Here is a 6,223-nt window from a genome sequence, read left to right as displayed (position 1 = left end):
ATCTCAAAACACGAACAGGATGGAAACGAATCTCCATCCTGCTCGATAGGTCTTACCAGATCCTCATCCAGCCCAACTTAAGTGAACTGCATTAGCGCTGAGAGGCGCCCTTTTTTGCTGAAACCGGGGGCTGGCGACTTAGTGGTCCGGTGCGGTCGTCGAACAGGTCCGTTGGCACGGCGCCCTGTGATTGGTATGCCACGCAGCATCTCTGACGAAAGAATTGTCGACGACATGGTGTTTGGAATTCGATGATGCGGCTCAGCGACTGTCACAACTTTTCCGATTTCCGCCGCATGGCGCAGCAGCGTTTGCCCGGGCCGATCTTCAACTACATCGACGGCGCGGCCGACGATGAGGTCACCTACCGCCGCAACACCGAAAGCTTCGAGACCTGCGACCTAGTTCCCAACGTCCTGCGCGGGGTAAGTGAGATCGACATGTCGGTGACGGTCATGGGCCAGAAGCTGGCGATGCCATTCTATTGCTCGCCGACCGCCCTGCAGCGGCTGTTCCATCATCAGGGCGAGCGCGCGGTCGCCAAGGCCGCCGCCAAGTATGGGACGATGTTCGGCGTCTCCTCGCTTGGCACTGTCAGCCTCGAAGAGGCGCGCCGGATCAGCAGCAGCCCGCAGGTCTACCAGTTCTATTTCCACCGCGATCGCGGCCTCAACCGGGCGATGATGCAGCGGGCAAAGGACGTCGGCGTCGAAGTGATGATGCTGACCGTCGACAGCATCACCGGGGGAAACCGCGAGCGCGACAAGCGCACCGGCTTTGCCATTCCCTTCAAGCTCAACCTGGCCGGCATGCTGCAGTTCGCGCTCAAGCCGGCCTGGGCGATCAACTATTTCACCCATGAGGGGTTCAAGCTGCCGCAGCTCGACGAGCATGTCGATATGGGCGGCGGCACGATGTCGATCAGCCGCTATTTCACCGAGATGCTCGACCCATCGATGACGTGGGACGACGTCGCCGAGATGGTCAAGCTGTGGTCGGGTCCGTTCTGCCTCAAGGGCGTCATGTCGGTGGAGGATGCCAGGCGCGCCGTCGACATCGGCTGCAGCGGCATTGTGCTGTCGAACCATGGCGGGCGGCAGTTGGATGGCTCGCGGGCGGCGTTCGACCAGCTTGCCGAGATCGTCGATGCGGTCGGCGACAGGATCGACGTCATCATGGATGGCGGCGTGCAGCGCGGCACGCATGTGCTCAAGGCGCTGTCGCTCGGCGCCAAGGCCGTCGGCGTCGGGCGCTATTACCTGTTCCCGCTGGCAGCGGCCGGCCAGCCCGGCGTCGAACGTGCGCTTGAACAGATGCGGGTCGAGATCGAACGCGGCATGAAGCTGATGGGCTGCAGTTCGATCGAACAATTGTCGCGCAAGAACCTCCGATTCAGGTAATCTCGAACCATGAAATCCTCCCTCGAAGACACATTGCTTGCCGCGATCCGCACCATTCCGGACTATCCGAAGCCTGGCATCCTGTTTCGCGACATCACCACGCTGCTCGGCAATGCGCGCGCCTTCCGCCGCGCCATCGACGAGCTTGTGCATCCCTATGCCGGCCAGAAGATCGACAAGATCGCCGGCATCGAGGCGCGCGGCTTCATCCTTGGCGGCGCCGTTGCCCATCAGCTCTCAGCCGGTTTCGTGCCGATCCGCAAGAAGGGCAAGCTGCCTTTCGAGACGGTGCGCGTCGCCTACAGCCTGGAGTACGGGCTGGACGAAATGGAGATGCACAAGGACGGTATTTCGCCCGGAGAGAAGGTGATCCTGGTCGACGATCTGATCGCCACCGGCGGCACGGCAGAGGCGGCGGTCAAGCTGCTGCGCCAGATCGGCGCTGACATCCTCGCCGCCTGCTTCGTCATTGACCTGCCGGACCTCGGCGGCCGCGCCAAGCTCGAAGCGCTCGGCGTGCCGGTGCGGACGCTGATTGGGTTCGAGGGGCATTAGTGAATAGTGAATAGTGAATAGTGAATAGTGAATATCAGCTTCGATGACAGACGCCTTGACTCCATTCACCATTCACCATTCACCATTCACTACTCCGTCTTCACCAGCACCGCGCTCTCGAACTCGAGCACCTTGTCGCCGGCCGACTCAAAAGCGTCGCATCGCAGCGCCAGCAGGCGCCAGCCGGGGCGTGAAGCGATCGGGCGGTGGGACAGTGCCGTGCGTGTGAAGGTGATGGTTTGCCCGGCATAGACCGGCTTCAGCCATTTCAGGTTCTTGAAGCCGGGCGAGGGGCCGAATTCCGGTACAGGACCGGGCCCACTCCACGCGGCGCCCTCGGCATCCATGCGGTTTTCGAGATTGAGTTTCATCCAGGTGGCGGCGGTATGCCAGCCGGACGCGCAGAGCCCGCCGAGTATGCTCTTCTTCGCTGCGTCCTCGTCGATATGGAAGATCTGCGGGTCGTATTTGCGGGCGAAGGCCTTGATCGCCTCCGGCTCGAATGTGTGCGAGCCGAGTGTCACTGTGGTGCCGATGCGGAAGAACTCGTCGAGCGTCATGCCTGATACCCCGCGGCATCGCGCGTCAGGAACATGACTGAATTCTCAAGCTCGAAGACGCTCTCGCCACGCTGGTTGAACATCTCGCTGCGCATGGTCACGAAGCCGAGTTGCGGCTTCGATTTCGACAGGCGCTTGGCAACAACCACCAGAGTGCCGGTGAGCCGGTCGCCGGCCAGGACCGGCTTCTTCCATTTGACCTGATCGACGCCGGGGGCACCCTGGCAGGTCGAATCCAGCAGGAAGGCATCGCACAGCATGCGCATGAACACGGCGCAGGTGTGCCAGCCAGACGCCGCCAGACCGCCGAGGATGCTGGCCTTGCCCGCCTCCTCGTCGAGATGCATCGGCTGCGGGTCGAATTCTGTGGCGAATTCGACGATCTCGGCGGCGCTCACCAGCTTGCTACCGAGATCGAGCGACGCACCCTCGACGAAATCCTCATAGGCCCAGGTTTTTGTTTTTGCAGTCATGGTCTGAAATCCGGCTGACGAAGGGTTTCCGGATGCAGGCCGCAGCACATTTGGTCAAGAGATTTCTATAGCGCCAAGTCGTGGCTGCATGGCCTTTGGCGGGCGGATCAGAGCCAGCCGCGGCGACGGAAATACCAGAACGGCAGGATTGCCGACAACACCATCATGGCAATCGCGAAGGGATAGCCCAGTTCCCATTTGAGCTCGGGGATGACGTCGAAGTTCATGCCGTAGATCGAGGCGACCAGCGTCGGCGGCAGGAAGATGACGGCGGCAACCGAGAAGATCTTGATGATGGCGTTCTGCTCGATCGAGATCATGCCAAGCGTCGCGTCGAGCAGGAAGGAGATCTTCTGCGACAGGAAGGTGGCGTGGTCGGCGAGCGACAGCACGTCGCGCGACAGCGTCTTGATGCGCGCCTTGGTGTCCTTGCTCATCTTGGTGCGGGTCGAGGCATGGGCAAAAAAGCCGGCCAGGCGCTGTAGCGAGATCAGGCTGTCGCGGATCGAGGAGGCGATGTCCTCCTTGCGGCCGATGGCCTTCAGCAGCTCCTGGAAGTCGCGGTTGCGCTTGGAGACCTTGGTCGACCGCGCCTCGAAGATGTCGCGCGAGATCGTCTCGATGTCGCGGCCAGCGCGTTCCAGAATATCGGCGAGACGGTCGACGATCGCCTCCAGCAGCCCGATCAGGATGGTGTCGCCGCTGGTGCAGCCGGTCGCCACCTTCTCGGCGCGCTGCGGAAAGGTCTTGAAGGCCTTCGGTTCGTGATAGCGCACGGTGATCAGCCTGGTGCCGGCCAGCACGAAGGTGACAGGCGACATCAGGGGATCGTCGATTTCGGTCTGGGCGGGCAAGGTGGCGGTCATGAAGTAGGCGCCGTCCTCGACGTAGAGGCGGCTCGAAATCTCGATCTCCTCCATCTCCTCGCGCGTTGGAATGGCGACGCCGAGCCAGGCCTCGATCGCCGCTTCCTCTTCCTTGGTCGGGTTGAGCAGATCGGCCCAGACGACATTGTCGCTGTTTGCCAAGAGGTCATCGACGGCGCGCAGGCGGTCATTGTCCACGACGAAGGCCTTGATCATCGCCGGGTCTCCCTTGCTGGGGCCAAAGGGTGCGTTCGGATTGACGCGTCGTGTCGGATTGCGCGGTTCTCGGCGCCAGCGCCGACCTCGCGCCTGCCGCTTAGACCTGTGGCATGACAAAATCAAGACAAGCGGTTGCCCGGCGGACGGGCGTCGGCCGCTCGGAAGAACTCGTCGAAAAAAAGCTCGCCGGGATGTTTTGGATACCCGGCCGCTTGAGGCGTCAGGTGTTGAACTTGAACAGCAGGATGTCGCCGTCCTGGACGACATATTCCTTGCCTTCGTCACGCGCCTTGCCGGCTTCCTTGGCCGCCACTTCGCCGCCAAGCGTGATGAAATCATTGTAGGCGATGGTCTGGGCACGGATGAAACCGCGCTCGAAATCGGTGTGGATGACACCGGCCGCCTGGGGGGCCTTGTCGCCCTTGTGGATGGTCCAGGCGCGCGTCTCCTTCGGCCCGACGGTGAAATAGGTGATCAGATGCAACAGATCGTAGCCGGCGCGGATGACCTTGTTCAGGCCGGGTTCGTCGAGGCCCAGCGAGGACAGGAATTCCATCTCTTCCTCGTCCGAGAGCTGGGCGACTTCCGCCTCGATCGCTGCCGAGATCACCACGGTGCCCGCGCCCTGCGCGGCAGCCATCTTTTCCACGGCGCTGGTGTGCTCGTTGCCGGTGGCGGCGTCTGCCTCGGCGACATTGCAGACATATAGCACGGGGTGCGAGGTCAGAAGGTTCAGCCCTTGCAGGATGCGCAGGTCTTCCGCCGAGATGCCCTTGAGCAGGATGCGGGTCGGCTTGCCAGCCTGTAGCAGTTCGAGCGCTGCCTCCATCATCGGCAGCACGGTGGTCGCTTCCTTGTCCTTGCTGCCGGCGCGCTTGCGGAATTGCACGATGCGGCGCTCGAGGCTGTCGAGGTCGGCGAGCATCAGCTCGGTTTCGACCGTCTCGGCGTCGGCAACAGGGTCGATGCGGCCTTCGACATGGGTGATGTCGTCGTCCTCGAAACAGCGCAGCACATGCACGATGGCGTCGACCTCGCGGATGTTGGCGAGGAACTGGTTGCCCAGCCCTTCGCCCTTCGAGGCGCCGCGCACCAGGCCGGCAATGTCGACGAAGGAGATGCGGGTCGGGATGATCTCTTTCGACTTGCCGATCGCCGCGATCTTCTGCAGGCGCGGATCAGGCACCGCCACCTCGCCGGTGTTCGGTTCGATGGTGCAGAACGGATAGTTGGCGGCCTGCGCCGCCGCCGTCCTGGTCAACGCGTTGAAAAGCGTCGACTTGCCGACGTTGGGCAAGCCAACGATGCCGCATTTGAAACCCATTTTTGTCCGGTCCTATCGGGAAAATAGAAATTTGATCAGGGCTATGGGCGATCGGGGTGATCAACGTCAAGCCCTGCGGCGCCGATCCTGTTCAGTCCTTGCCGCCGAACAGCTTCTTCAGCATCGCGGCCATCGGGCCGGATTCCGGCAGCTTGGCGGGCGCCTGTTGCGGGCGGGCCTGGCGGATGTGGCTCTGCTGCTTTGAGCCCTGCTGCTTCTGCGCCGGCTTTTCCGGTTCCGCGCCGGCCTTGCCCTGGACCGCGAGACTGGCCTTGTTCATGAAGCCGGATTCGTCGCCCTTGACGATCATGGCGGCATTGTCGGCGATCGCATCGAGCAGCGGTTCCAGCCATTCGCGGTCGACCTTGTCGAAATCGCCAAGCACATGGTGCTGGACCATTTCCTTGACGCCGGGATGGCCGACGCCGATGCGCACGCGGCGATAGGCGTTGCCGACATGGCCGTCGATCGAGCGAATGCCGTTATGGCCGCCGGCGCCGCCGCCGGTCTTTATGCGCAGCTTGCCTTCGGCAAGGTCGATCTCGTCATAGAAGACGGTGAGCGCGGAAAGCTCGAGCTTGTAGAAACGCAGTGCTTCGCCGACCGACTGGCCGGACAGGTTCATGAAGGTTTGCGGCTTGATCAGGACGATCTTTTCGCCGCCAAGCGTGCCTTCAGAAATCAGGCCCTGGAATTTCTTCGACCAGGGTGAAAAGGAATGGCGGCGGGCAATTGCGTCCGCCGCCATGAAACCGACATTGTGGCGGTTGTTGGCATATTTCGCGCCCGGATTGCCGAGGCCTGCAAAGACAAGCATCGTCTGCTC

The 6,223-nt window shown here is 62.2% G+C and carries 7 protein-coding genes; 2 read left to right on the top strand and 5 right to left on the bottom strand.

The window, feature by feature from the left end:
- Positions 1–254 precede the first annotated feature (254 nt).
- Together NKI38_RS29915 and NKI38_RS29910 are read left to right on the top strand one after the other, a co-directional pair.
- Entirely contained in the window at positions 255–1,400 is a 1,146-nt protein-coding gene (locus NKI38_RS29915; RefSeq protein ID WP_352664024.1) for an alpha-hydroxy acid oxidase, read from the top strand.
- 9 nt (positions 1,401–1,409) lie between these two features.
- Complete coding sequence (locus NKI38_RS29910; RefSeq protein WP_352664022.1) at positions 1,410–1,955, top strand: adenine phosphoribosyltransferase; 546 nt, start codon at positions 1,410–1,412, stop codon at positions 1,953–1,955.
- Positions 1,956–2,044: 89 nt separating this feature from the next.
- On the opposite strand, the gene NKI38_RS29905 is transcribed toward NKI38_RS29910, so the two are convergent.
- From NKI38_RS29905 to pth, 5 genes are all read right to left on the bottom strand, one after another.
- Entirely contained in the window at positions 2,045–2,515 is a 471-nt protein-coding gene (locus NKI38_RS29905) for a MaoC family dehydratase (RefSeq protein WP_352664020.1), read from the bottom strand.
- Complete coding sequence (locus tag NKI38_RS29900; RefSeq protein ID WP_352664018.1) at positions 2,512–2,988, bottom strand: MaoC family dehydratase; 477 nt, start codon at positions 2,986–2,988, stop codon at positions 2,512–2,514. The genes NKI38_RS29905 and NKI38_RS29900 overlap by 4 nt, the downstream gene beginning before the upstream one ends.
- Positions 2,989–3,095: 107 nt before the next feature.
- On the bottom strand, positions 3,096–4,070 hold the full coding sequence (gene corA / locus NKI38_RS29895) for a magnesium/cobalt transporter CorA (protein ID WP_352664016.1): 975 nt from the start codon (positions 4,068–4,070) through the stop codon (positions 3,096–3,098).
- A 223-nt stretch (positions 4,071–4,293) separates the two neighbouring features.
- Complete coding sequence (gene ychF, locus NKI38_RS29890) at positions 4,294–5,397, bottom strand: redox-regulated ATPase YchF (protein ID WP_023760727.1); 1,104 nt, start codon at positions 5,395–5,397, stop codon at positions 4,294–4,296.
- 91 nt (positions 5,398–5,488) lie between these two features.
- Entirely contained in the window at positions 5,489–6,214 is a 726-nt protein-coding gene (pth, locus tag NKI38_RS29885) for an aminoacyl-tRNA hydrolase (protein WP_352627604.1), read from the bottom strand.
- Between the last annotated feature and the right edge of the window lie 9 nt (positions 6,215–6,223).

It is taken from the genome of Mesorhizobium sp. M0621, from assembly GCF_040320745.1.
Taxonomy (GTDB): Bacteria; Pseudomonadota; Alphaproteobacteria; order Rhizobiales; family Rhizobiaceae; genus Mesorhizobium.
The sequence above is the reverse complement of the archived record's forward strand: the minus strand, read 5'-3'. Positions and strand labels throughout refer to the sequence as shown.